The sequence below is a fragment of the Chryseobacterium sp. WG23 genome (assembly GCF_024586575.1).
In the GTDB taxonomy this organism is placed as follows: Bacteria; Bacteroidota; Bacteroidia; order Flavobacteriales; family Weeksellaceae; genus Chryseobacterium.
The window spans coordinates 1-24530 of the sequence record NZ_JALCZE010000015.1 but is presented as its reverse complement, the minus strand read 5'-3'; the positions used below and the strand labels follow the sequence as shown (position 1 = coordinate 24530).

Annotated in this window: 21 protein-coding genes; 12 read left to right on the top strand and 9 right to left on the bottom strand. The window is 35.8% G+C overall.

Features of this window, described 5'->3' with window-relative positions:
* Positions 1-63 precede the first annotated feature (63 nt).
* The 3 genes from ccsA to MP477_RS20290 all read right to left on the bottom strand — a co-directional run bounded on the left by ccsA (position 64) and on the right by MP477_RS20290 (position 4841).
* Entirely contained in the window at positions 64-3339 is a 3276-nt protein-coding gene (ccsA, locus tag MP477_RS20300) for a cytochrome c biogenesis protein CcsA (RefSeq protein WP_230036689.1), read from the bottom strand.
* A gap of 289 nt (positions 3340-3628) precedes the next feature.
* Positions 3629-4210 carry a Crp/Fnr family transcriptional regulator gene (locus tag MP477_RS20295; RefSeq protein ID WP_257191834.1) on the bottom strand — a complete coding sequence of 194 codons (582 nt, stop codon included), beginning with the start codon at positions 4208-4210 and terminating at the stop codon, positions 3629-3631.
* A 70-nt stretch (positions 4211-4280) separates the two neighbouring features.
* Entirely contained in the window at positions 4281-4841 is a 561-nt protein-coding gene (locus MP477_RS20290) for a cysteine hydrolase family protein (RefSeq protein WP_257191833.1), read from the bottom strand.
* 572 nt (positions 4842-5413) lie between these two features.
* On the opposite strand from MP477_RS20290, the gene MP477_RS20285 reads away from it, so the two are divergent.
* From MP477_RS20285 to MP477_RS20270, 4 genes are all read left to right on the top strand, one after another.
* Positions 5414-7981, top strand: a complete 2568-nt coding sequence (locus tag MP477_RS20285; RefSeq protein ID WP_257191832.1) for a DNA translocase FtsK — start codon at positions 5414-5416, stop codon at positions 7979-7981.
* A gap of 81 nt (positions 7982-8062) precedes the next feature.
* On the top strand, positions 8063-8524 hold the full coding sequence (locus MP477_RS20280) for a hypothetical protein (RefSeq protein ID WP_257191831.1): 462 nt from the start codon (positions 8063-8065) through the stop codon (positions 8522-8524).
* A 220-nt stretch (positions 8525-8744) separates the two neighbouring features.
* Positions 8745-9392 carry an outer membrane lipoprotein carrier protein LolA gene (locus MP477_RS20275; RefSeq protein ID WP_257191830.1) on the top strand — a complete coding sequence of 216 codons (648 nt, stop codon included), beginning with the start codon at positions 8745-8747 and terminating at the stop codon, positions 9390-9392.
* Between the two features lie 109 nt (positions 9393-9501).
* On the top strand, positions 9502-10959 hold the full coding sequence (locus MP477_RS20270; protein ID WP_257191829.1) for an LptF/LptG family permease: 1458 nt from the start codon (positions 9502-9504) through the stop codon (positions 10957-10959).
* 326 nt (positions 10960-11285) lie between these two features.
* Here MP477_RS20270 and MP477_RS20265 read toward each other — a convergent pair whose 3' ends face one another.
* The 3 genes from MP477_RS20265 to pyrH all read right to left on the bottom strand — a co-directional run bounded on the left by MP477_RS20265 (position 11286) and on the right by pyrH (position 13960).
* The gene (locus tag MP477_RS20265) at positions 11286-12344 is read right to left on the bottom strand and encodes a ketoacyl-ACP synthase III (protein ID WP_257191827.1); all 1059 of its coding nucleotides are present in this window, start codon (positions 12342-12344) and stop codon (positions 11286-11288) included.
* Positions 12345-12576: 232 nt separating this feature from the next.
* Positions 12577-13131 (bottom strand): ribosome recycling factor, encoded by a 555-nt coding sequence (frr, locus tag MP477_RS20260; protein WP_230036706.1) that lies wholly within the window; start codon positions 13129-13131, stop codon positions 12577-12579.
* Positions 13132-13252: 121 nt separating this feature from the next.
* On the bottom strand, positions 13253-13960 hold the full coding sequence (gene pyrH / locus MP477_RS20255; protein WP_257191826.1) for a UMP kinase: 708 nt from the start codon (positions 13958-13960) through the stop codon (positions 13253-13255).
* Between the two features lie 167 nt (positions 13961-14127).
* Here pyrH and porQ point away from each other — a divergent pair, with 167 nt between their 5' ends.
* From porQ to MP477_RS20230, 5 genes are all read left to right on the top strand, one after another.
* Positions 14128-15120, top strand: a complete 993-nt coding sequence (gene porQ / locus MP477_RS20250) for a type IX secretion system protein PorQ (RefSeq protein WP_230036708.1) — start codon at positions 14128-14130, stop codon at positions 15118-15120.
* Positions 15121-15192: 72 nt separating this feature from the next.
* Positions 15193-15867, top strand: a complete 675-nt coding sequence (gene cmk / locus MP477_RS20245) for a (d)CMP kinase (protein ID WP_230036709.1) — start codon at positions 15193-15195, stop codon at positions 15865-15867.
* Positions 15868-15963: 96 nt separating this feature from the next.
* Positions 15964-16314, top strand: coding sequence for a YtxH domain-containing protein (locus tag MP477_RS20240; protein WP_047496001.1), 351 nt, complete (start codon positions 15964-15966; stop codon positions 16312-16314).
* A gap of 80 nt (positions 16315-16394) precedes the next feature.
* Positions 16395-16703, top strand: a complete 309-nt coding sequence (locus tag MP477_RS20235; RefSeq protein WP_047496002.1) for a phage holin family protein — start codon at positions 16395-16397, stop codon at positions 16701-16703.
* Between the two features lie 3 nt (positions 16704-16706).
* Entirely contained in the window at positions 16707-17204 is a 498-nt protein-coding gene (locus MP477_RS20230; protein ID WP_257191824.1) for a phosphoribosyl-ATP pyrophosphatase, read from the top strand.
* 137 nt (positions 17205-17341) lie between these two features.
* On the opposite strand, the gene MP477_RS20225 is transcribed toward MP477_RS20230, so the two are convergent.
* On the bottom strand, positions 17342-18067 hold the full coding sequence (locus tag MP477_RS20225; RefSeq protein ID WP_257191823.1) for an RNA methyltransferase: 726 nt from the start codon (positions 18065-18067) through the stop codon (positions 17342-17344).
* Here MP477_RS20225 and MP477_RS20220 point away from each other — a divergent pair.
* Positions 18053-20653 (top strand): BamA/TamA family outer membrane protein, encoded by a 2601-nt coding sequence (locus MP477_RS20220; RefSeq protein WP_230036715.1) that lies wholly within the window; start codon positions 18053-18055, stop codon positions 20651-20653. The two genes, MP477_RS20225 and MP477_RS20220, sit on opposite strands and share 15 nt — an antisense overlap.
* On the opposite strand, the gene MP477_RS20215 is transcribed toward MP477_RS20220, so the two are convergent.
* Together MP477_RS20215 and MP477_RS20210 are read right to left on the bottom strand one after the other, a co-directional pair.
* Positions 20650-21267 carry a vancomycin high temperature exclusion protein gene (locus MP477_RS20215; protein ID WP_230036716.1) on the bottom strand — a complete coding sequence of 206 codons (618 nt, stop codon included), beginning with the start codon at positions 21265-21267 and terminating at the stop codon, positions 20650-20652. The two genes, MP477_RS20220 and MP477_RS20215, sit on opposite strands and share 4 nt — an antisense overlap.
* A complete protein-coding gene (locus MP477_RS20210) occupies positions 21264-22388 on the bottom strand; it encodes a ferredoxin--NADP reductase (RefSeq protein ID WP_257191822.1) in 1125 nt (374 codons plus the stop codon). Before MP477_RS20210 ends, MP477_RS20215 begins: the two co-directional genes overlap by 4 nt.
* A 32-nt stretch (positions 22389-22420) precedes the next feature.
* Here MP477_RS20210 and MP477_RS20205 point away from each other — a divergent pair, with 32 nt between their 5' ends.
* Together MP477_RS20205 and MP477_RS20200 are read left to right on the top strand one after the other, a co-directional pair.
* On the top strand, positions 22421-22978 hold the full coding sequence (locus MP477_RS20205) for a TlpA disulfide reductase family protein (RefSeq protein WP_230036720.1): 558 nt from the start codon (positions 22421-22423) through the stop codon (positions 22976-22978).
* Positions 22979-23005: 27 nt separating this feature from the next.
* Positions 23006-23977 carry an iron ABC transporter permease gene (locus MP477_RS20200; protein WP_230036722.1) on the top strand — a complete coding sequence of 324 codons (972 nt, stop codon included), beginning with the start codon at positions 23006-23008 and terminating at the stop codon, positions 23975-23977.
* Positions 23978-24530 lie beyond the last annotated feature (553 nt).

The following is a 24530-nucleotide window of genomic DNA, read 5'->3' as shown; positions in this document are numbered from 1 at the left end:
GTACCGCACAAAAAAATCCCGGAAAATAAATTCCAGGATTTTGATTGTATAGGTCTGCCGCTTTTACTTCTTCGTTAATTTTTTAAACTTGAAATAAGAAACTGCTGATAAAGTAATCATTGTTGCAATTCCGATGTATACCCAGGCCGGTACCGGTACCGGGTCTCCTGCTGCATAAGAGTGAAGTCCGCTTAAGTAGTAATTTACCCCAAAATAAGTCATTACCATTGAGCAGAACGCAAACATTGTTGCTACGTGGAACGCCCATCTGCTTCTCAATCCAGGCACTAATCTCATGTGCAGTACAAAAGCGTACACCATAATCGAGATGAAAGCCCATGTTTCTTTCGGGTCCCAGCTCCAGTATCTACCCCACGATTCGTTGGCCCAGATTCCTCCTAAGAAGTTTCCAACCGTTAAAGCGAAAAGACCAATGGTAAGAGACATTTCAGAAACCACTACCAATTCTTTCAATGTGGTATCGTGATGAATTTTATAGGTCTCTTTGTTTGAAATAATATAAAATACCAGAGAGATCACGGCAATGATCATCGATAGGGCAAAGAAACCATAGCTGGAGGTAATAATCGCTACGTGAACAATTAACCAGTAAGATTTCAGTACAGGAACCAATGGTGTAATCTGCGGATCAAGCGCTGAGCCTCCATGCGCAAATCCCATCATAATTACCGCTACCATAAATCCGGCTGCAGGAATCAATGCATTGGAATTTCTGTAAAGAACAAGCCCTGCTGTAATTCCTACCCAGGAAATAAAGATAATAGCTTCATATCCGTTACTCCAAGGGGCATGACCTGAAATATACCATCTTGCAACAAGGCCTAAGAAGTGGCATAAATACCCTATTAAACCTATCGCAATAATGACCTTGATTATTTTATTTAGTAGTTTGCTTGACTTGAATAATTCAACAAAACCTAAGATCAAAAGAAGTCCTCCTATGATGGTGTAGAATATTAATAATTTGAAATTAATATCTGCTTTATTCATGAAAACTTCAAGATCTACTTTAGATTGGGCAGGAACAACGCTTTTACCCCATTTCTGCTGATATTCTGAAAGTTTAGCAAGTTCCGAATCTGCTTTACTCCAGTTTCCTGATTTCTGAGCGGTAAGAACTTCTGCAAAATAAGGCCCCATTACCTGCTGAGATTCCATATCCGGTTCAAATTTCTGGTCAAGCCATGAATGCCATGTATGGTTAGCATCATTTTTTACCGGTACAATTCTCATAAACTGACCACTGAAAAACTCGTTAAAAATCTGAACTCTTTCGTTTACAGCAATTACTTCTTTATCATAATTGGTCTGATCTGCCGGCTTTTTACGGAAAGCAGTGTTATAATCATGCTCAAGGATGTATGTTAAATTACCGTTAGCATCTGCAGGGAAAAGATTCATTAAAGAAGTATAACCGTCATCATCAGCCTTTGTCTTATTCTTTAATTCGTCTCCTCCTTTCGGCCCCACTTTAATCATTGGAACCATTGTCCAGCTTGGGGTATCTGTATTTACGGATAAGAACCACTGGTTAGCAGTAAGGTATTTCCCGTCAGTTCCTTTGAATTTATCTTTCTTGTATAGTTTTCTTAAAACATCCAATGCTTCTGTATTGATAGGAACAATTCTTCCTTCAAAACTTTGCACCAGGAGGTATCCGAATTTATCAGCATGCTCCTCACTGATTCTGTTTCTTGCAATGATTTCATCCGGAGAGATAGATCTCATCTTACTCATTGGCGCTGCCAGAGAATTCTGCTTTGGAGCAGCACCATCAAGCGGTTGGGCAGATGGAGCCGGAGCATGAGTATGCCCGTCACCTTCTACATGTACATGCTCTCTGCTTCCGTCGGTAGTTCCATGTGTTTCAATTTTCTGGGCATTACCCCCTATACTTAAAAACAGTAAAAGAACAGCTGCTGTCTTTGCTTTTTTCTTGCTGGCGTCAGCCAACATTTTATTTAATTTCCAGAAGTGAGTTCCTTTCCAGAAGAAGATCACAAACATTCCTAAGAATAATAATCCGTATCCTATGTATGAAATCAATGTTCCCCAGAAATCATGGTTTACAGAAAGCACGGTCCCCATTCTGTCCGGATCAAAGCTCGATTGGAAGAGACGGTATCCTTTATGGTTAAGAACGTGGTTCATATAGATTTTATAAGGAGTTTCTTTACCTTCATCAACAATTTTCACATGGCTTTCGTAAGCACTTGGAGAAGAACTTCCAGGATAAGTTTCCATTACGAAATCTTCTAACTTCAGGGCAAAAGGGGTATTGTAAACCTTAGGCCCGAATCCAACCATGATATTTAACCCATCCATAGTCACCTGTTTATAGGCATTTGGATTTCCTCTTTCCACAGAAAGATCAACCAGACGTTTTGTTTTTGGACCCTGCAGTTCTATCTGAAGCATGTCTGGAACGTTAGCATCCTTCTTTCTATCTCCTTCAATAGCGATCAATCTTCCTTTTTTCAGTCCTTCAGGAACTACAAGTTTTAATTCATTGATCGTATATAAACTTCTCAATGCCAACGGTTGGAATTCATCCTTTACTGTACTTCCGGTAGCCTGAGTGGCCATCGTCATATAGCTTGCATCAACAGGAGTTTTGATGAATAATTTTCCTCCTTCATTTTTAAATTCTACAGCTCCTTCAATAGCTCTGTTGAATGTTACCAAAGTTCCGTTAATTGATTTGGTTTCTCCCGGTTTGATGTAAACATTCTGTCTTCCGGTACTTCCTGTAGACACCAGGTGAAGGTATTCTGCACCGTTGGGTTCAGCAACCAGGCTGTCTTTTTTTCTCTGAATATATTCCTTGGCAAAAATCTTTACTTCTTTTCCGTGGAAATCATAGGTGGCATTCAGATCTTTGTGGAGTGGAGACATCAGGTAAGGAATATCTTTATAATTAAGGACATCACCTTTTTCCTCAATCTGAATCTTAAGGAAGTTTTTATCCGTTACGATTTCGTTGGATGTTTCTCCTTCTCTAATGTGCATGGTTCCCTCGAAACTGATGTATCTTGTGATGGCACCACCGATAAAAATGAATATAAAAGCCAGGTGAAAAACAAGAACCGGCCATTTCTCTTTTTTCCAAAGTCTATATCTGCCGATATTTCCTATGAAGTTGAGAATAAGCAGGACCATGATCAGTTCAAACCATTTGGCCTCATAAATTAATGCTTTTGCTGTAGGCGTTCCATAGTCGTTTTCCAGGAACGTTGCATAAGCCATTGCAAATGCATACACCAGTAACAAAACAGCCATTGTCCTGGTTGAGATAAGAATATCTTGGAGCTTCTTCATGATTTAATTATACTTGACATGCAAAAATAAGCATGATAAACTACAAAGAGATTAAAAAAAACTGTTTTTTGTCATTTTAAAGCCCGTTTCGCTTATTTTGAATCATTCTTAATAACTTAAAAAACACTAAGGAAAAAACAATTTTTAAAACCAGGCAAATCAGGATTCATTATACCTATAGCCGTGATTGAAATCTTCTATTCAAAAACAACTCAACAAAACACAAACAACTGATTTAAAGTTATTTAAATTAAAATCGGTTTTATAAGAAATTGGATGGACAAAGAATTTATTTTCCAAGAGATATCTTTTTCCTGATTTTGCTCAAGAATTCATGGGTAATCCCCAAATAGGAAGCAATTTGTTGCTGGGTAAGCTTTTGTTCAAGTTCCGGGTATTTTTGCAAAAATTCCACATATCTTTTATCAGCTGTTTTACCTGTCAAAGAAAGAATTCTTCTCTGTAATCCCACTGATGACTGCTGGTTCATCATTCTAAAAAGCTTTTCTACCTGGGGCATTGTTTCATACAGAAGTTCTTTATTCTTTTTGGAGATCATAAGAACCTCGCTATCCTCAAGAGCTTCTATATTCAGAATACTGGGAACATGATTAATCAGACTGTCGATGTCCGTTATCCACCAACCTTTGACAGCAAAATAGAGTGTCTGTTCAAAACCGTTTTCATTGAGATAATATACTTTACAGCATCCACTGACAACAAACCCTTCAAAAGAACAGTAATCCCCTTCTTTAAGAATCACTTCCTTCTTTTTAAAGACTTTATATTCAAATGGAGAAGCAAACCGAGTGAATTCCTCTTCGGATAAGTCTATATACCTGTTGATGTTTTGATAAAGTAAGTCAAGCATTATTCTGTTTAAGCAAAATAAAGATACCAATTATTGTTGATACCTTTATTCATTACCCATTGTTCATTACTTATTTTCCATGTAAGAAATCATCTGTACTGACAATTCTGGCATAAAGATTTCCTAATGCGGAGATCCCGGCTAAAAATGACCTTTGTACTTCTGCCGCTTTTATGACCTGCCCGTTCAATTCCCGGTCTAGTGTTGCAGTAGCATCTCCAATAATGGTATTGGTAAAGCCAAAGTCAAATGCAGCTCTTGTGGTTGATTCTACACATACATCAGTCATCATACCTGTAATCACCAGATTTTTGATTTTTTTCAACTGAAGATACTGCAGCAGATCAGTTTCCCTGAAGCTGTTCGGAAAATGTTTTACAATAACTTTCTCATCAGATTTCGGGCTCACCCATGAACTGATCTCCATTCCGGGAGTATCCGGAAGAAAAAAGGTGGCTCCTTCATTGGCGGAGATATGCATAATATGGACCACAGGAAGATTGTTTTTCCTAAAATAATTCAAAATATCTTTAGCGTTTCTCCCAGCTTTTTCAGCGCCTTCCAGTGTCATCTTCCCTCCAGGAAAATAGTCGTTTTGTACGTCAATAATTAATAGTGCAGTGTTTTCCATTTTTCTTTTTTGTTGCGCGTTTATACATACGAATGAAATTAAAACCAAACATAAAGTCAGAATACTTTTAAAAGTGTCTTTCATTATTTTTCTGTTATAAAATTAACAGGACAAAATTATGACGGAAAGAGTTCCTGACATTTGAACTAGTTCAAAAAATGATGTTCATAAAAAACAGGTTTTAAATAGGTGAGTTCCGGGAAAATGGTAACAGATGATCAGACAAACACACAAAGCGTCCTTTCAAAAAAATAAGAACATCGTCATCTTATATGGCTACAATAAATCAAAACAATCCATAATTAGATTAATTTCCATTATTATGTTTTTTTATTTTAAACTAAATAAAACAAAAAAAATATTATTATTTTATATACTCTTCATCAGATAAAGAATATTTTAAATCAAATTATTTAAAATTTTAGAGTTAAAATAATAACAATACCAACCATTTGAAATGAAAAATAATTATATCTTTTATTTTTGGAATTGTTATTGTTGAAATTAAAATGATTTTTTTTACAAAAAAGGTTTTAATGTTGGAAAAACATTAAATTTGCGATATTGATATTATGGACAAAAAGACACAAAAAAAACAGACTGAATCGCCGGAAGCAGGCCGAATTTTATCTAAGCCGCGTATATTCTTTGGGCTTACTTTTATCCTTTTCTCTATTGTTCTAGCATTCTCATTCATTTCCTATTTAATGAACTGGAAAGCAGACCAAAGCCAGGCAGGAACCATGCTTGATAAGGGTATAAAATCTTCAAACATTTTTGGGAAATTAGGAGACTGGTTTGGAAATTTTTTCATATTTGAAAGTATTGGTATTGCCTCATTTATTATTGCATTTTTATTCCTAGTGGTAGGAACAATGATTCTTAAAAAGAAAATGTTCAAGCCATGGAAAACCATTGGCCATTCCCTGTTTTTTATTTGCTGGCTTCCTATTTTTATGGGAGCACTTACCAAAGGACAAGGAGTTTTAGGAGGAGTCTATGGTTACCAGATCATGGATTATCTTAATTCCATCATCGGAGCTGTAGGGTTGTGGACGGTATTGGCTGCAAGCATCCTTTTATATTTTATCCTGGAATTCAATCTTCGTCCAAGCTCTATCAAAGCCAAGCTGAATAAGATCAATGAAAATACCATTGGAAAGGTAAAAGCTATGATGCCGGATTCCAATGAAGATTTTGAAGCAGATGAGGAAATGAAGGAAGAGGCTGAAGAAGCGGCATCTCATGTTACAGTAAGTGACCTTAGCCAGCAGCCCCCTGCCAATCCTATCAATAAAATAAAAGAACAGGAACCTGTACCTATTTCAAAACCGGTTCAGGAAGTTCCTCTTACTACCGATATAGAAACTATTGTTACTCCGAATCATACTTCTTTTGAAAATGGTCAAAAAGACATCACACAACCGGTGAACTTAAACCTTAATCCAAAACCGGCTGTTCCGATGTCTACGCCTGAGGAAGCTTTTGATATCAGACCCTCTACTCCATCTTCTGTCTCTACTTCCGCACCTGTTCAGGAAGACATTAAATTTAAAGTAGAAATCGCCCCTGTAATTGATATACTGGATGATTCGGATAAAAAGTCTCAGGAACTGGTAGAAAGGCATGGCTTGTATGATCATAAATTAGATCTTGCTAATTTCCAGATGCCTCCGGTAGATTTATTAAAAGATTACGGGAATGAAGAAATTTCTATCAATAAAGAAGAGCTTGAAGAAAATAAAAATAAAATTGTTGGTCTTTTAAAGAACTTTAATGTAGGTATTGCCGAGATCAAGGCGACCATCGGGCCAACGGTTACTTTATACGAAATTGTTCCGGAAGCCGGCATCAGGGTGGCAGCCATTAAAAAACTGCAGGATGATATTGCTTTGAATCTTTCAGCTTTAGGGATCAGGATTATTGCGCCAATGCCGGGAAAAGGAACTATCGGTATTGAAGTACCAAGAAAGAATCCTACCATGGTTTCTATGCGCTCTGTTATTGCTTCTCAAAAATTCCAAAATACAGATATGGATCTTCCGGTAGTTTTCGGAAAAACAATTTCCAACGAAGTTTTCATGGCTGACCTTGCAAAGATGCCTCACTTATTGATGGCCGGAGCAACGGGACAGGGTAAATCTGTAGGAATTAATGCTATTCTTACTTCTCTTCTTTATAAAAAGCACCCGAGTGAACTGAAATTTGTAATGGTGGATCCTAAAAAAGTGGAGCTTTCATTATACTCAAAAATAGAAAGACATTATCTGGCTAAACTTCCGGATGTGGATGAAGCTATTATCACAGACACCAATAAAGTAATCAATACCCTCAACTCTCTTTGTGTGGAGATGGATACAAGGTATGACCTTCTTAAAAATGCGTTCTGTAAAAACCTAAAAGAATACAACAAGAAGTTTGCAGAAAGAAAATTAAATCCTGAAAACGGACACCGTTTTTTACCCTATATCGTTCTGGTAGTAGATGAGTTTGCCGATTTGATCATGACCGCAGGAAAAGAGGTAGAATTACCTATTGCCAGACTGGCACAGCTTGCAAGAGCCGTAGGTATCCACCTTATTGTGGCAACACAAAGGCCTTCTGTAAATGTAATTACCGGTATGATTAAAGCCAACTTCCCTGCAAGAGCAGCATTCAGAGTGATCTCCAGTGTGGATTCAAGAACTATTCTTGATTCTCCGGGTGCAGATCAGCTGATTGGTAAAGGTGATATGCTTTATTTCAACGGTAATGAAATTTTAAGACTTCAGTGTGCTTTCGTGGATACTCCGGAGGTTGAAAGGCTTGCAGAATATATTGGGGAACAAAAAGGATATGCCTCGGCATTCTTACTTCCGGAATATGTTTCTGAAGATTCTACAAGTTCTGTAGGGGCTTTTGATCCTAATGAAAAAGATGCATTATTTGAAGATGCCGCAAGAATTATCGTATCTACCCAGCAAGGCTCCACTTCTATGCTTCAGCGTCAGTTGAAACTGGGCTATAACAGAGCGGGAAGAATTATGGACCAACTGGAAGCAAGTGGTATTGTAGGAGGCTTTAACGGAGCTAAAGCAAGAGAGGTGATCATCAGTGATCTTCATTCTTTAGAACAGTTTTTGGAAGATTTAAGAAGCTAATTCATCATACAAAGTAATTAATCCTGGGTATGCAACAACATAACCCAGGAAATATAAACAATATTCAATTCAGCTAATATCATGAAAATTACAATAAAACAAACCTTTAAACTGGGGATTTTTGCATCTGTACTTACATTATCTTCTTGCGCATTAAGATCTGTTCCCAGTGACTATTCTTCTGTAAAACTGGATGTCATAGACAATAATACTCTGGGAAATGGCAAAGTACTCATTTATAACGGTGCTGGAGTTCTCCACAAAATGGATAATACAGCAAGATTAAATATTGGACTTGATGGTAAATCTCTGGGACAGATCAGACCTAAAGAATATGTTATTGTTAATCTAGAAAATGGAAAACATGAATTCACTGCTCTTCATATAGATATGGTGAATATGAGAAGTAAACATCCGGTTGAAATTAATGCAGGCACTAAAGTTATTAAAATTGAGCCTACCATCACTTCTAATAAATTAACAGTAACCAATATTCTTCCTGAAAACTTTGATACATATATTGAAAGACCCGAGACAAGATAATTTACAAAACATTATCATTATCGACACGCTTTATTCAAGGGAACAGGTCCTTAAAAATTAAAAAGGGTAAAAAAAACAATTTATATTTTTTTACTTGAGTATTAAAAATAGTGAACTTTTTTTGGAACAGTTTTTGGAAGATTTGCGTAATTAAGGGGAAAAAAGCGAATGGCTTTACCCTTAAGAGTTAGAAAATGTCTAAAGATTATTAAATAAAAAAATGAAAAATATTATTTCAAAAGTTATATTAGGAAGTTTTGTTGTAGGTGCAGTTGGTATGACCAGTGCTCAGAAAATAGATGCTAAAGCCAAAAAGATATTGGATGATATTACAGCCAATTACAAATCTAAAAAGAATTCTTACTTCAAATTTTCTTTTGGAAGCGGTCTTAATGATCAGGTAACTAAAACAGAACCTGGAATTTATTATTCGGCAGGAGATAAATACAAGTTGAAAATCATGGATACTGAACAGATCTTTGATGGAAGCAAAATTTACAATATCAGTATTGACGATATGGAAGTAACCATTGCAAAACCTAATGGAAACAGCACCCTCTTCTCCCCTATCAATTATCTTAGTACGTATAGAAATGACTATAATGTAACCTATAACGGAAAGAAAATGGTCAACGGTGTGAATGCTGATTTTATCAAACTAACTCCCGTAAAATCAAACGGAATAAAGTATGTATATCTTTTTGTAGATTCTGTAAAAAAACAAATGGTAAAGCTTGAACAGCACGGAAACAATAAGGATGTTGCTGTAATTGCGATCAAAGAATATAAAGAAAATCAGGATCTGGATCCGAATATGTTTGTTTTTGATAAGAATAAATTCAAAAACTACGTAATCACTGAACTTTAAAAAGCAAGAAAACAGGGCTGTAAATACGCAATTCTGTTTTTAAGTTAAAAAAATAACAAAATATAAGAGCCGCAAGTAAAATTTGCGGCTTTTTGATTAATTTTGGCGCATGTTAAAAATACTAGACCGATATATCATAAAAACCTTCTTTGGACCGTTTTTCTTTATATTCAGCGTATTGTTTTTCATCTTTATTGTAAACATTATCTGGGTTCAACTAGGGCAATTTATGGGAAAAGGATTAAGCTACTGGCAGATCCTTAAACTTCTTTTTTATCTTGGAGTAAGCGTTATCAGTATGGTGCTTCCTCTTACTATCCTGCTGGCCAGTATTATGTCCTTTGGAGAATTTGGTGAAAGATATGAGCTGGCAGCAATGAAGGCCGCAGGAATTTCTCTGACGAGAGTTATGATGCCTCTCCTGGGGGTGGCCACCATATTGGCGGTTATGCTTTTCTTCTTTTCAAATAATATCATTCCCGATTTCCAGAAGAAGGCGAAAAACATGCTTTTCAACATTGCACAGACTAAACCGGCGCTTAACTTCACTCCCGGACAGTTTATCGATCAGATTCCCGGCTATATGGTGAAATTTGATAAAATTTATGGAGAAAACGGTGAAAATATTGAAGGCGTTTTTGTTCACAGAAAAGCAAACACCTACGAAAACCAACAGTCTATTGTTGCTGAAAAAGGAAAATTTGTTCCGGCAGCCAACAGGAACTTTTTAAAACTGGTGCTGCATAACGGATATGTATTTGAGGACAATTTTGCCGGAAAGGGAGAAAATGTAAGAATGAAGCAACCCGATCAGGCTATTAAATTTGATACACTGACCTCTCACTTTGATATCAGTGAAATTATCAACCAGGCTATCGAAAAAGAACAGATTACAGATGACTACCGTTTCCAAACCTACGGACAGCTGAATGCAACCATTGCTAAAAGTAAAAAAGAAAATAAACTGTTTTTCGATAATATCGGAGCTGATGTCCTGGGGCAGACCAATTCTGTAGTTGCCTACATGGATAGAGGCAACATTCATAAGGCAACTCCCAAACCACAGGTAAAACTGGACACTGTAAAAAGTGACAAAAAGCTGGAAATCCTCTATAACTCTTACAACAGACTGGATAACCTGAAAACTTCTCTGGAAAGCAAAAAAAGTGAGTTCAGTACGAATGTAAAATATTTCAGTAAGGTGGTTATTTACCAGCAAAGAATAGTCTCTTATTCTGTAACCTGTATTATCTTTTTCCTGATTGGAGCCAGTTTGGGATCTATCATCCGGAAAGGAGGTATGGGGCTTCCCGTTATCATAGCTATTGTTATTTTTATCATTTTTTATGTAATGAATGTAGGAGTGGAAAATTTATCCTGGAGCGGAAAAATGAATCCGTATCTGGCAGCATGGCTCCCTAATTTCATTCTTCTTCCTTTTGGAATCTGGATGACGTATAAAGCACTTACAGATTCACAGCTATTCGATGCAGAGAAATATAAGGCATTATTTAAGCCTATTACTAAGAGGTTCTCAAAAAATAAAGAGCATCAAAGATATCAATAGATACCTGAAATTGAATATTCAACACAGTACAGACCCGGAAATTCCGGGTCTTTTTTATTTCTGAAAATAGAATGTTGAAGTTTTCTACTTTTTAAAGTATAAAATGATATGGCTCAATAACAGCCTGTTTAAGTGATGTGATCTTCTACGGTACACACTATTTTGCTACCGGAAGCTTTTCTCCTGAAAATAAATCAAATCCCTCCTCATCAATGATCAATCTCTAAAAAAATACAGGGCCGGAAGGAGAAATCAAACAACAGATATAAACAAAAGAGGCTTCCGACCGCGGAAACCTCTTTTTGTATGTCAAACATTGATGCCAGTTAAAACTTGTACACAAATGCGTTAATATTCATTCCTGCTCCTACAGAAGCAAACAGGACGATATCATTTTTCTTGATCTCATGTTGCTCCAATTCACCGTTAAGAATCATCGTAAGCAAAGTTGGAATAGTTGCCACACTGCTGTTTCCTAACTTATGAATTACCATAGGCATGATATTCTCGGGAAGCGGAGTATTATACAGCTGGTAAAACCTGTTAACAATAGCTTCATCCATTTTTTCGTTAGCCTGATGAATAATAATCTTATCGAGCTGATCAATGGTATATCCGCTATTATCAAGACATTTCTTCATAGCATCAGGAACATTTACAAGCGCAAATTCATAGATTTTCCGCCCATCCATTTTGATGTATTTTGTATCCGGACATTTTTCATTATTGTAAGATTTTCCAAAATACAGATAGTCTTTTTCTGTCAATGTATAGGAAGCAGAAAGGTGAGATTTTATTCCGGAGTCATCATTACTCTTTTCTAAAATAGCGGCTCCGGCTCCGTCAGCATAAATCATACTGTCCCTGTCATGGATATCCACTACACGGGAAAGGGTTTCAGCCCCAATTACCAGACAGCGCTTTGCAATTCCTGCTTTGATAAAAGCATTAGCCTGTATCATACCTTCAATCCAGCCGGGGCATCCGAAGAGAACATCATAAGCAACGCAAAAGTTGTTTTTGATTCCTAATAAATGCTTCACCCTTGCTGCAAGACTGGGAACCGTATCAGACTGAACTGTCCCGAAGCGTACATCCCCAAAATTATGGGCAAAGATAATATAGTCTAAAGTTTCAGGATCTATTCCTGCATTTTCAATGGCAGCCTGAGCTGCAATAAGTCCCAAATCTGAAGTAACCTGTGTGCTGCTTGCATACCTCCTCTCTTCAATGCCCGTAATTTTTTTTAATTTATCCGTAATCGATGCATTGTTTTCTTTTAATAACACTCCTTCTTTATTGAGAAAAATATGCTTATCAAAAAATAGATTGGTTATCGTTTCAGATGGAATGTAGTTCCCTACACCAATAATTCTCGTCATCACTATAATGTTTTGTTTCCTGTCTTTATTTAAGGTGTTTCAGGAATAATTTTATAAATATAATGATTTAACGCTAATATCTATCAAAATATTATAGTAAGGAAGCGTATTACTTCAAAATTTTATATAATTAAATACATAAAGTTCATCAAAATTAAAATTAAAGTTCTGATATACAGAAAATAAAAGAGGTTTCCTACCGGAAACCTCTTATTAATATTTAAAAAACTAAAAATTATACTTTCATAATTTCTGCTTCTTTTGTCTTAAGATGATCATCGCAAAGCTTTACATATTTGTCTGTGAATCCCTGAATTTCTTCTTCTACTCCTTTTACAACATCTTCAGAAACACCCTCTAACTTTTTAAGTTCCTTCAAGCCATCCTGTCTTGCATTTCTTATCGTTACTTTAGTGTTTTCAGCTTCTACTTTAGCCTGTTTTGCCAGTTCTTTTCTTCTCTCTTCCGTTAAAGGCGGAACATTAAGGATAATATTCTCACCATTGTTAGAAGGCGCAAAACCTAAATTAGAATTAATAATAGCTTTTTCAATGGCATTGATTGCCGTTCTGTCCCAAGGCTGGATAGAGATGGTCATCGCATCCGGCACAGAAACATTAGCTACCTGGTTAATCGGAGTGGGAGCACCATAATATTCAACCATTACATCCTGAACCATTGCCGTAGAAGCACGTCCTGCTCTGATTCTTTGAAATGCATGATCCAGGTGCTTTACAGCTGCGTCCATATCCTGCTTTACAGATTCTAATATAAGATCTAATTCTTCCATTATTATATTATAGTTTGATAAATTGCACATTAATTGTTCTAATTGATAATTAATAATTGATGGGTAATAAGTAATGAAGAATTTTAAATTTCCTTATCTCCTACTTATTATGGTTACCAGATTACAAATTAACTAAAGTACCAACATTTTCTCCTTCAACAATTTTTTCTAAATTACCATCTTTGTTCATATCGAATACAATAATAGGTAATTTATTTTCATGACTCAAAGTAAAAGCTGTCATGTCCATTACTTTAAGATTTTTTTCAAATACTTCATCAAAAGATAGCGAGTTGTATTTTACGGCGTCCACATTCTTTTCAGGATCACTATCATAGATTCCGTCTACTCTTGTTCCCTTTAAAATAACATCAGCACCAATTTCGATAGCTCTCAAAGTAGCTGCTGTATCTGTTGTAAAATAAGGATTTCCTGTTCCAGCTCCAAAGATGACCACTCTTCCTTTCTCAAGGTGTCTTACGGCTCTTCTTTTGATAAAAGGCTCAGCTACTTTATCCATTTCGATAGCAGACTGAAGTCTTGTTTTAATTCCTGCATCTTCCAATGCTCCCTGCAATGCCATACCGTTAATTACTGTTGCCAGCATTCCCATATAGTCACCCTGTACTCTATCCATTCCTTTTGCTGCTCCTGCAACCCCTCGGAAAATGTTTCCTCCTCCAATGACAATCGCCACTTCACAACCTTTTTCCACTACTTTTTTTATTTCTGCAGCATATTCCTGCAGTCTTTCAGTGTCAATACCGTATTGTCTGTTACCCATTAAAGCCTCTCCACTTAGTTTCAGAAGGATTCTTTTATATTTCATTTTTTATTTTTAATAACGATTTACCGGAGCTGATTTCTCCAAAATTTGATTTTGCAAATATAATCATTATAGATATTGATAAAAGAAAAATATTTAATTAGAAATAATGTCAGAAATATTTTGAAAAGTACGAAAAAGGATTATTTTTGCATTAATTATAAATTGAATTGAAGAAAATTATCATTTTTTCATTATTTCTATCAGGAATTGTTTCTTATGCACAAACAGGAACAAATGTTTATCCGTTCTTAAATATACCTGTATCTGCAAGACAAGCCGCCTTAGGTGGTGATGCAATTTCGATAAGAGATTATGATGTTTCCTTTGCTATTGCAAACCCAGCCCTGTTAAATAAAGACTCTGACAAACAGCTTTCCGTTAATGCCACCGCTTATCTGGCTGACTCGAAATACGGAACCATAGCGTATGCCAAAGATTTTGATAATGGTCATATGGCCACTATCAACGCCAGATATATGAGCTATGGAAGTATTCCAAGGACTGATGAAAGTGGTTTTGAAAACGGAGAGTTCAAAGCTTCAGATGTTGCCATTGGAGCAGGCTATGCGTACCAGTTTGAAGAAGACTGGACAATAGGGGGAGGAATTAATTTTGTTACTTCAAAAATTGATAATTATACTTCTTCTGCCATTTCAGGAACGGCAGGAGTTACCTATCACAACAAAAAGAACAAAGAAGTTCTTTCCCTTGTACTCAGAAATTTTGGGTTCCAGCTAAAATCCTTCAATGGAGTAAAGGAAAACCTTCCTTTCAGAGTAGATTTGGGATATACCAAAATATTAAAAAACTTCCCTCTTGCGGTTACCATTACGGCTCATGATCTTCAGCAGTTTGATATTTCTTCAGAGTTTAATACTGACGGACAAAAAGTGAATGCCGGCAGAAAGATTGCAGATCACTTCTCGCTGGGAGCAGAATTATTCCCGGAAAAGAACTTTAACATAAGACTGGGATATAACGTGAAAAGAGGAAATGAACTCGCTGTAGCAGATCAGAGAAACTTTTCAGGGCTTTCTGCAGGATTTGGAGTTAAAGTATCAAGATTCCGTATAGATTATGCTCATGTAAGATACCACAACTCTTCCAACGTCAATCAGATAGGAATATCAATGGACCTTTCCAGCCATAGAGGGGAATAAAAAAAATAGTAATCCTTCTTAAAATTTCTTATTATTTCTTGATTTTCTAAAAAAAATCTTGAAATTTGCAGTATGAAAAAACCTGTAATAGCGATCGATGGGTACTCGTCTACCGGAAAAAGCTCTATCTCTAAAGTCATTGCTGATCAATTGGGACTTATTCATATGGATACCGGTGCACTTTACAGAGGCGTTACCTGGTATGCATTGCAGCACTGTTTGGATGAAGACGGCAACATTGACCTGAATGTATTATTCTCTTCTTTAGATCAAATAGAGCTCGAATTTAAAAACAACGAAGGAACATTGGTTCTTTTCCTTAATCATACAGATATCTCTAAAGAAATCCGTATGAATGAAGTTTCAGACCATGTAAGTGTGGTAGCCAAGCAAAAAGAAGTAAGAGACTTTTTACTTCAGGCTCAGCGTTCTTTGGCAGAAAAAGGAGGCGTTATTATGGATGGACGTGACATTGGGACAGTAGTTCTGCCAAAAGCGGACTATAAATTCTTTCTTACTGCCAGTATTGATGAAAGAACAAACAGAAGATTTCTTGAATTAAAAGGACTCGGAATTGAAGCCGATAAAAAGCAGGTAAAACAAAATCTTATTGAAAGAGACAAAATAGACAGTGAGCGCGAAATAGCTCCTCTGAAGCAGGCTGACGATGCAATTGTTATTGATAATTCCACACTGAGCAAAGAGGAAACAATACAGCTTATGCTTTCTTATATTCAAAAGATTTAACAATTTTTAATAGGCTTACAACCTCCTTTGGTACACAAATTGTAAGTTTTATTACTGTAAAAACTAATCTATTATTAACTATTAAAAAACTTATAAATGTCTAGAAAAGAAAAAAATACAGCAGGTATATTAGCGGGACTTCTTGCAGGTGCTGCTGCAGGTGTAATCTTAGGGATGCTTTACGCACCGGAAGAAGGAAAAGAAACCAGAAAGAAAATCAAGAATAAGGCTAATGATTTAAAAGATCAGGCTAAAAATAAATATGGAGAAGTTTCTGAAAAAGTAAAAGACCAGTATGGTAATATCTCTTCCACTTTCAAAGAAACAGCGAATAATGTAGCGCACACCATGAAAGATGGATATGATAAGTATAAGGATCAGATTGTTTCTAAAACTGCAGACGTAGTGAAAGATGTAGAAGCAGAATTGAATGACCTAAAAAAATAAGTAATTTATCTTTTTTAAGTAAATTACAGAAAGGAACTTTTGTACAAAAGTTCCTTTTTTTGTAACTTTAAAAAAAAACAATGATAGAGACTATTAAAGAATACGCCTCGAAGAGAATTGATCTTCTGAAAATAGAAGCTACTGAAAAGTCTTCTCTCTCTGCCGGGCTCATTACCTACTTTGTAGTACTGCTTGTTGCTTTTGCTTTTTTTATTATTCTTTTCAATTTTGGAATTGCATTTCTCATTGGCAAAGCACTGGATAATTATTCCTATGGATTCTTAATTGTTGCTGCATTTTATGCCTTAGTAATGGCTTTTGTCATTGCTTTTAAAAATAAGATTGTCAATACTGTTGCAGATCAGGTTATTAAATTTTTAAATCATTAAACTATGGGCAGAAAATACGAAAGCATAGAAGAATTAAGAAGAAAGAAAAAACTGCTTAAGAGTGAAATCGATGATCTTGAGAACCTTCTTACCTTTAAGAACACAAAAGAAAGCTTAAGTGCCTTTACCAATGGGTTAACAGATCAGTATCTTCAGGAAAAGGTAAATGAAGACGGAGATGAAAAAGTAGTCCTGAGAAAAGATGTAATCGCAAGACAGCTCACCTCAGAAGTGAAAGATCTTCTCATCAGTAAAAATACAGCTGTAGGTATTGCCAGTTCTGCATTTAATGGAAATATTGCAGATGGCCTTATAAAACTGGGCATTACTGCCATAGTAGGAAACTATGCCAAAAAGAATATGAAAAGTACCAACTGGAAGAATAAACTTGTAGGTGTTACTTTAATATACCTTGCCCCTATTGCCTTAAAATTCGTCAGAAAAAAACTGGAAGTTTACCAGAAAAATAAAAGTGTTTCAAGCTTGGAACAGCTGATATAGTAAGATATAGATGCCAGATATCAGATATCGAACTTTATACATTAGATCAGTTTGTTAAATTAAAATAGTAGCTATTTATAATTTAAGAACTTACTGTCTAAGTTCCCTGTCTGATATCTGATATTTTTATATGATACCTATTTTGAAAAAAGCTGTCCTAAAATAATTCCCGCCGCCATTGATACATTCAGGCTTTCTGTAGACTGGGAACTTCCAAATCTTGGGATAGTAACACACTTCTGAAGAAGTTTTTCCGTTTCCGGCCTCATGCCGTTTCCTTCATTTCCTAAAATCAGATTTATCTTTTCCGGTTTTTCAAAACTATAAATACTTTCACCATCCATATCCGTTCCGATATTTACATTATCCGTTTTTGAAAGATAGTCCACAAGATCTGTATATACTATATTTACCCTGGTAAAAGATCCCATACTGGCCTGGATTACTTTTGGATTATAGAAATCAACAGTATCTTCGCTGCAGATGATCTGTTCTATTCCAAACCAGTCTGCAAGACGGATAATAGTGCCCAGATTTCCGGGATCCTGAATACCATCCAAAACAAGCTGAATATTTTTATCTTCCATTCTTTCTTCTTCGGCAAGATAACATACTGCCACAGAATCTTTCGGAGTTTTAAGGAAACTAATTTTTTTTAGCTCATTTTCAGAGATATGGGAAACAGGAATATCGGTACGGTCCAATTTTTGCGGATCGGTTGAAAATATTTCTTTAACTTTAATATTAGAATTAGAAAGTTCACAAATGATTTTATTACCTTCAACCAAAAACAAATTGTATTTTTGTCTGAACTTCTTTTTATCTAAAGACTGTAAAATTTTTATTGTATGAGCTGTAAGCATTATAAGAATTCTCCTCAAAAGTATTATAAAATTATATCATTTGCAACATTTGTTGGTCTCCTTTATGCTTGTAGTACGACAAAAAAGGTTCCGAATGGTGAATATCTCCTTACCAGAAACAGCTTTAAATTTGAGGATAAGAAAGAATTCTTTGATGAAGAACTGAAAGATTACGTTCAGCAGAAACCTAACAAAAAACAGCTGCTTTTCATGCCTTTAACGCTGGCTTTCTACAATATGGCCAGTCCCAAATATGATACGATACTTAATGAATACATGACCTATCCCCGGGAGATGAGAAATCAAAAACTAAGGGATTCTTTATTCATCAAGTACAATATGCAAAGCAGTGTAGGAAAAAGTCTTTTTTTTGACCGTGTATTGCACAACTGGGGAACACCACCGGTAATCTTAGACCAGACAAAAAGTGAGAAAAGTGCTGAATCTATCAAAAAAAGACTTATCTACAGAGGTTTTTGGGACGCAGATGTAAAATTTAAACAAGATCTGGACTCTTCTGCTAAAAAAGCAGCTGTCAATTATTTCATCAGACATAATGACCCCACTTATATTAAAGATTATTATTATAATATTCCGGATCAGGGTATAAAAAATATCTATTCTCATCTTAAAGACAAAACGCTTATAAGAGCAGGGCAAGTTCTTGATCAGACTGTTCTTGAAAAAGAAGTAACGAGAATTACAGATCTGATGAAAGATTTTGGATATTATAAATTCAATAGTTCCAATGATGAAGTTTATTTTATAGCAGATTCTATTAAGAGTAAGAAACAGGTTCCTCTGACCCTGGAAATCCATAAAGATTCTCTGGACCGTCCCTATAAAGTAGCTACTTTCGGAAATATAGATGTCGCTATTGTTGATGAACCCGGAGATTTTCCAAAAAATACAGTTAAAGACAGCTTAAGAAGGGTACGATTCCATAAAATGAATGAGAAATATAAAACATCCTCATTATGGAGAGCTGTTATTGTAGACAGCAAACAGCCTTATGACCAAAAGAAACTGGATGTCACCAAAAGGAACTTCATGGCCATGAACAATTTTAGTATTGTAAAAGCCCGGGATTCCCTAAGAAGAGGTGGGATAACTTCACCTAATGACAGCATTGTAGATGTTTTGTATGTATTGAAACCACTTCCAAAATATGATCTTAAAGTAGGAACTGATGTGAACTATTCCCAGCTATTAAATTTGGGGATCTCGCCCTCAATAGACCTTACGACCCGTAATGTTTTCAGGGGTGCAGAAAATATATCCACCAGTATTTCCGGAACTTTCGGATCTATCAGAAGTACACAGGATATTGATAAAAGAAGCACAGCATACGAAATCTCTGCCCAGGCTTCCCTTAATTTCCCAAGGCTCTTACTTCCGTTCAATTATTATAAGTTTATCCCCAAACGCTATACTCCTACCTCCTCTATTTTGTTGGGAGCATCTATACAGAACAATATCGGACTGGGAAGACTGAATTTCAATACAGGGCTCAACTATCAGGCTAATGTGAATGATCAGATTTATCATAAGCTGACTTTATTTAATACCCAAATCAGTTTAACAAAAAACAAAGATGCTTATTACAGCTATTTTGTTAATGATGAAAGGGTAAAAGACGATATTTTCGGCAGCTATTTTGCGTACAGACCCCAGATTGGAATCGATTATAAGAATAACAAGCTTAGTATTGATGACGTTTCAAAACTTCTTCTGCAGGATCAGGAATACCGTGGTGATCTGGATCAAAAAGGAACAGATCTTTTAACAGCCTTTAGAGGAACATTGGTCAATAAAGACAGACAGACCCAGGATGTGCTGATTTCTTCTATGATCTATAATTTTGTATATAGTGAAATTGGTAAGAAAGATTATCCTAATGCCTTTTATTTCAACGGTAAAGTAGAGCTTGCAGGTAATATTCTAAGTTTATTCAACAAAAAAGATAATGATGGCGGAGTTGTTACCTCACCTCAAAAAACCATATTTGGAATTCCTTATGCTCAATTTATAAAATTTGATATCGACGCAAGGAAATATTTCAAATTCAATGGAAATCAGACACTAGTCCTCCGTCAGTTTATTGGAGTGGGTGTTCCTTACGGGAACTCTCAGGATATGCCTATTATTAAGTCTTATTTCAATGGAGGGTCCAACGATATCAGGGCCTGGGTGGCATTTGGAGGATTAGGTCCGGCAGATTCTCAGGTTGATGAAAGAGTACGTACCTATATGACCAATAATGTAAAACTTACCACAAACATTGAATACAGAATACCTTTCAACAGTATGTATGAAGGAGCCTTATTTACAGATATTGGAAATACCTGGAGTCTGCGTGATCATAATGACGGATATAATGATGAATTTAAACTGAATAAATTCCTGGGACAAATGGGTATTGGTAGTGGATTTGGACTGAGAATAAATATTGCCTACATCACAGCAAGAATTGACCTTGCTTATAAGATTTACGACCCTAATAAAGCGGAAGGAGACCGATGGAGAATCAAAAACATCCAACCTTTTAAACCGACTCTTAATATTGCGTTTGGATATCCTTTCTAATCCGGAGAAACGCCTAAAATAAAGTAAATTACAGCAATCACACGGGCGAGGATTTCCCTCGCCTGATTTCTGTAAAAACTTTCAGGTTTGGTTACATCTTGTGCATCAAAACCCAGCGCATTCATATCATTATTTCTTGCGAAAAATAAGGCACGAAGATTATGAAATCCCTGCGAAACGATAATTACATTTTTCTTCTTGTAAATATCTTTACACCGTAATATACTTTTATATGTATTGAAGCCTTTCGGATCTTCTACAATAATATCTCCCGGAACACCTTCCTGATTCACCAGATAGTTTTTCATAGCAGCAGGTTCATTATACCCTTTGCTTTTTTCCCCACTTACAATAATCTTTTTGATTTTCCCATGGTGATAAAGAAGTGCTGCGGCATCCATTCTTTTGGTAAAATAGGGGTTAGACAACCCGGATCTCATTTTGGGGGATGTCCCCAAAACCAGAGCAATTTCCCTTGGAGGGATCTTGGATATTTTGGTATAGGTACGGCCATTCGTAAGCCCGAAAACCCAGACATTACAGAAACATATCAGTAAAATTCCTAATTCCACTGATATGACACCGAGACCAAATATGTTTTTAAAAATTCTCAACTAAGATCAAAGTTAAGCTTTATTTTTTTACTTTTCACAATAGACATGCAAGCCAATATATGCCCCTGCTCTTCCTCTTTTTCAGTTAGATACTCATTTTCAAGAAGTTCCACCTCTCCTTCTTCCAAAGAACATTCACAGCTTCCACAGATTCCCGATTTACACGAGTAAGGAACAGGAAATTTCTGAATCAGAAGCTGTTGCAGAATTTTATCTCTGTTATCGGGAAGTATTGTTGTATATTTTTTACCCATCATCGTAAACTCCACTTCAATATTTTCAATAAGCGGAAATTCCTTTTCTACAGGGTAAATATCATCATTATATTCCTCAAAAAGCTCAAAATGAATATTCTTTTTTGGAATTCCATGACGATAGCAGGCATTAGCCAACGTTTTTATCATTTCTCCTTTCCCACAGATCAGCACTTCATCTACAGCATCCCATATGGTAGATTCTTCATCAGTATCATCCAGATGCAGGATCTGGTTGATGATCAAATTCAGTTTTTTCTCATCCAGCCTGCCATAGAAAAAGCGGTCAGCTGTTTTTTCCTGTGAGAAAAAATAGAAAATCTGAAGTCTGTCTCCACAGGTTCTTGCAAGATGATCCAGCTGATCTCTGAAAATCAGATCCTCAGAACTCTTATTTCCAAAAAACAAAAAAAGTCTCGTCCTCGGTTCATTATGAAGGATATTTTTAAAATGACTTAAAACGGGAGTAATTCCTATACCTCCAGCAAAAGCCACAATAGTCCGGAATTCACTTGGCTTAGACCCTAATGTAAATCTTCCGGCAGGCTCACCTACCAACAACTGATCTCCTTCATTGTAATTCTGAAATAGCTGCGAAGTAGCTCCTTTAGGGGAATTAATCTTTATTCCCAGACAAATTTTCCCTTCATACGGAGCCGAAGTCATTGAATAATCATTAATTACTTCTTCACCATGAGACTGAAACTTTACACTCACATACTGCCCTGCTTCAAACTTGAAATTATCCCTTAAATTCTCAGGAATTTCAAACTCCAGAGAAAAAGTATTTTTGGTCAGTTCTTCCTTTTTCGCTACTTTTAACCGATGAAACTGTATCAGTTTCCCTTTATAGATTTGTTGTTCCATACTTCAATTCAAAAATAGATAAAAAATAATTTATGAAGAAGATAATTTTATCCACGCTTATTATTACCGCTCTTTTCAGCTGTAAAAAAGAAAGCCAGAAAACAGAGAATACCGCTACAGATTCACTTTCAGTAACAAAAAATACGGCTGCTGAAACAACTGCCTATGTTCCAAAAGAACTTTCTCCGGAAAATGTGGGTCAACATTTAGCCAAAAATAATGATACTTTATATGTGACGAATTTTTTTGCTACATGGTGTGGACCGTGTATGAAAGAAATTCCTAGTTTTAAAAATAAAATGGAGGAATTGAAAGGGAAACCTGTAAAATTCACGTTTGTCAATCTCGATGAAAAATCAGATTGGGATGGTGCTGTGAAAAATTTTGTTGTAGAAAACAATCTGAGCGGCAGCGTTATTCTTTTGGATGGACAAAAATTAGATCCAACCTTCTTCTCCGGTAACTTCAAACAATGGGATGGTGGCTCTATTCCATTTACCTTCATGAGAAAGGGTGATAAAACAGATGAGTATTTAGGAATGATGACAGAAGATGTACTGAATTCAAAAATCGATTCTTTTTTAAAGTAAAAAATATACAGAAATTCTTTCTGAATAATGTCAAAAAGGTTTAGAATCCTGTGTTTATTATTAGTAGTAGCTATTATTATAGCTGCTGGCATTAATCTGAACACAGGATTTTTAAGTTTAGAGCTGCAGGATTTTTTTCAGGATTCTGCCCATAGCCAGATTGCCGAAATCCGTATCAATCGTGTATTTGTGATGCTTCTTGCAGGAATCTCAATTCCTACTTCCGGTTTTCTGATGCAGGAATATTTTCAAAACCCATTAGCCGGTCCGGATATATTGGGGATTACTTCGGTAGCCAGTTTATCTGTAGCTTTTTACATTTTTTTTTCACAAGATATCCTTCTTCCTGAATTTCTTCAGAACAGTTTTTTGAGCTTATCCGCTATAGGAGGAAGTTTAGTGCTGATGTTGATATTATTATCGATGTCTAATAAATTCCAGGATAAATCTTACCTTATAATTTTTGGATTCCTTATCTCTGCTTTTGCAGGAGCTATTGTTTCCCTGCTTCAGTTCTATGCCGAAAACCAAAGTCTTAAAAATTATATTCTATGGTCTTTTGGAGCTAATAATATGGTAAGCAGAAATCAGATTTATATTCTATCAATTCTTGTGTTAATAGGGTTATTTTTCTGTTTTAAAACTATAAAACCCCTGATCGGAAATTCTTTAGGAACATCGTACGCACAGAGCCTGGGTGTAAATTTAAAACGTCTGAAGCTATTAATTATTATAGCATCTTCTCTCCTTTCCGCCTCTATTACAGCGTTTTTAGGACCTATCCTGTTTATTGGAATTATTGTTCCACATTTCTGCAGGCTGGTCTATAACCCGTCCAAACTATGGCAGCAATGGATCCTGAATATGTTTTTAGGAATGCTAATCATGATGTTTTTCTCCATTATTGCAGAAAAAACACAGATTCCATTGAACGTAATAAGCTCCGTTTTCGGTATTCCAGTGATATTGATGATGCTTTTAAAGCAAAATAAAATCTGATTTGGGTTGGTAAACGCTAAGACGCAAAGAAATTTTCAAATGAATATGTTCTTAAGACGCAAGGATTTTATCTCCGATAAAATTGAATCCAACATTGCTAAAATGGTAGTTTTCATATACTAATCAAGACCAAAAGTATTTTCCTGAAAATCTTTGATTTTCTTGCGCCTTAAAATATACGCAATTCAGGAGCTCCCCTTGCGCCTTTGCGTTTACCCAACATTAAATTCCTTGAATCTAATAAGCTCCGTTTTCAATATTCCAGTGATCCTGATGATGCTTTTAAAGCAAAATAAAACTTAATTGTGGTTGGTAAACGCTAAGACGCAAAGAAATTTTCAAATGAATATGTTCTTAAGACGCAAGGATTTTATCTCCGATAAAATTGAATCCAACATTGCTAAAATGGTAGTTTTTATATACTAATCAAGACCAAAAGTATTTTCCTGAAAATCTTTGATTTTCTTGCGCCTTAAAATATACGCAATTCAGGAGCTCCCCTTGCGCCTTTGCGTTTACCCAACATTAAATTCCTTGAATCTAATAAGCTCCG